The organism is Mycobacterium sp. E796, from assembly GCF_001672815.1.
Taxonomy (GTDB): Bacteria; Actinomycetota; Actinomycetes; order Mycobacteriales; family Mycobacteriaceae; genus Mycobacterium.
This window is the reverse complement of the sequence record NZ_LZKK01000132.1, coordinates 1-1,859: the sequence shown is the minus strand read 5'-3', so window position 1 is coordinate 1,859 and position 1,859 is coordinate 1. Positions and strand designations below refer to the sequence as shown.

The 1,859-nt window shown below is 68.0% G+C and carries 3 protein-coding genes; all 3 read left to right on the top strand.

Annotation, left to right across the window (positions count from 1 at the left end):
• On the top strand, positions 1-316 hold a 316-nt coding region (locus A5706_RS10390; RefSeq protein ID WP_304528391.1), incomplete at its 5' end, for a glycine betaine ABC transporter substrate-binding protein.
• Positions 313-1,404: an ABC transporter ATP-binding protein gene (locus A5706_RS10385; RefSeq protein WP_068129835.1), complete on the top strand. Its 1,092-nt coding sequence runs from the start codon at positions 313-315 to the stop codon at positions 1,402-1,404. The genes A5706_RS10390 and A5706_RS10385, both read left to right, overlap by 4 nt.
• A 2-nt stretch (positions 1,405-1,406) precedes the next feature.
• Positions 1,407-1,859 (top strand): ABC transporter permease (locus A5706_RS10380; protein WP_068129832.1); only part of this gene is annotated, 453 nt, incomplete at its 3' end.

Genomic DNA, 1,859 nt, shown 5'->3' with positions numbered 1-1,859 from the left:
CGCGTTGGTGGAGGGGAAGGTGACGGCCGCCAACATCTTCAGCACCTCACCGGCGATGCTGCAGAATCATCTGTTGGCGCTGGAGGATCCGCAGCACAACTTCCTGGCCGGCAACATTGTGCCGCTGGTGAATTCGCAGAAGAAGTCGGACCGCCTCAAGGACGTGCTGGACGCGGTGTCGGCGAAGCTGACGACCTCCGGTCTGGCCCACCTCAACGCCGCGGTGTCGGGCAACTCCGGCATCGATCCCGATCAGGCCGCGCGAAACTGGGTGCGCGACAACGGCTTCAATCACCCGATCGGTCAACAGCGGTGATCGTCTTCGACAACGTCAGCAAGGTATTTGCCGACGGGACGACGGCCGTCGACCGGCTGAGCCTGGTGGTCCCCAACGGCGAATTGACGGTATTCGTCGGCTCTTCGGGCAGCGGCAAGACCACGGCATTGCGGATGATCAACCGGATGATCGAGCCGACCTCCGGCCGGATAACCGTCAACGGGGCGGATGTGTCGACGGTCAACCCGGTGCGACTGCGCCTCGGGATCGGCTACGTCATCCAGCACGCCGGCCTGATGCCCCATCAGCGCGTGATCGACAACGTCGCAACGGTTCCGCTACTCAAGGGCAGGTCTCGCCGGGATGCCCGTAAAGCCGCCTACGAGGTGCTCGAGCGCGTCGGGTTGGACCCCAAGATCGCCACCCGCTACCCGGCGCAGCTCTCCGGCGGCGAACAACAACGCGTCGGTGTGGCGCGCGCGCTCGCGGCCGACCCGCCGATCCTGTTGATGGACGAGCCGTTCTCCGCCGTCGACCCGGTGGTGCGCCACGAACTGCAGAACGAAATACTGCGTCTGCAAAGCGAACTGCACAAGACCACCGTGTTCGTCACGCACGACATCGACGAGGCGCTGCGACTCGGCGAACGGATCGCGGTGTTCAGGGACGGCGTGCTGCAGCAGTACGACGAACCCGCGCATCTGCTGTCGCGTCCGGCCAACGAATTCGTCGCCCGGTTCATCGGTCTGGGCCGCGGGTATCGGTGGCTGCAGCTCATGGCCGCGGACGGGCTGCCGTTGCACGACATCGAGCGCATCGCCGCGGCCGCCCTCCCCGACGCGGGTCTCCCGGACGGCTGGGCGGTGGTGGTCGACGACGCCGGCATTCCGGTGGGATGGATCGACGCGGAGGGCCTGCGCAAGCACCGCGGGGGTGCGTCGTTGTCCGACAGCATGGGCGGCGTCGGGTCGGTGTTCCGCCCAGACGGCAACCTCAGCCACGCCCTCGACGCGGCGCTGTCGTCGCCGTCGGGCCTGGGGGTCGCCGTCGACGACGGGGGCAAGCTGATCGGCGGCGTGCTGGCCGTCGACGTGCTGGCCGCGGTGGAAGCCCGGCGGAGGGTCTAGGCATGCATTACCTGCTCACCCACCTCGACGACGCCTGGGCCCTGACCGTCGTCCATCTGCGGCTCTCGCTGGTGCCGGTCGTGATCGGGTTGGTCATCGCGGTGCCGCTGGGCGTGCTGGTGCAGCGCGCGCCGATCGCCCGGCGGCTGACGACCGCGACCGCCAGCGTCGTGTTCACCGTCCCGTCGCTGGCGCTGTTCGTGGTGTTGCCGACGATCATCGGCACCCGGATCCTCGACGAGGCCAACGTCATGGTGGCGCTGACGGCCTATACCGCCGCGCTGCTGGTGCGGGCGGTGCTCGAGGCGCTGGACGCGGTGCCCGCCCAGGTGAACGACGCTGCCACCGCCATCGGCTACCCCGCGATCAAGCGGATGCTGAAAGTCGAACTGCCGCTGTCCATTCCGGTGCTCGTCGCCGGGCTGCGCGTCGTGGTGGTGACCAACATCGCGATG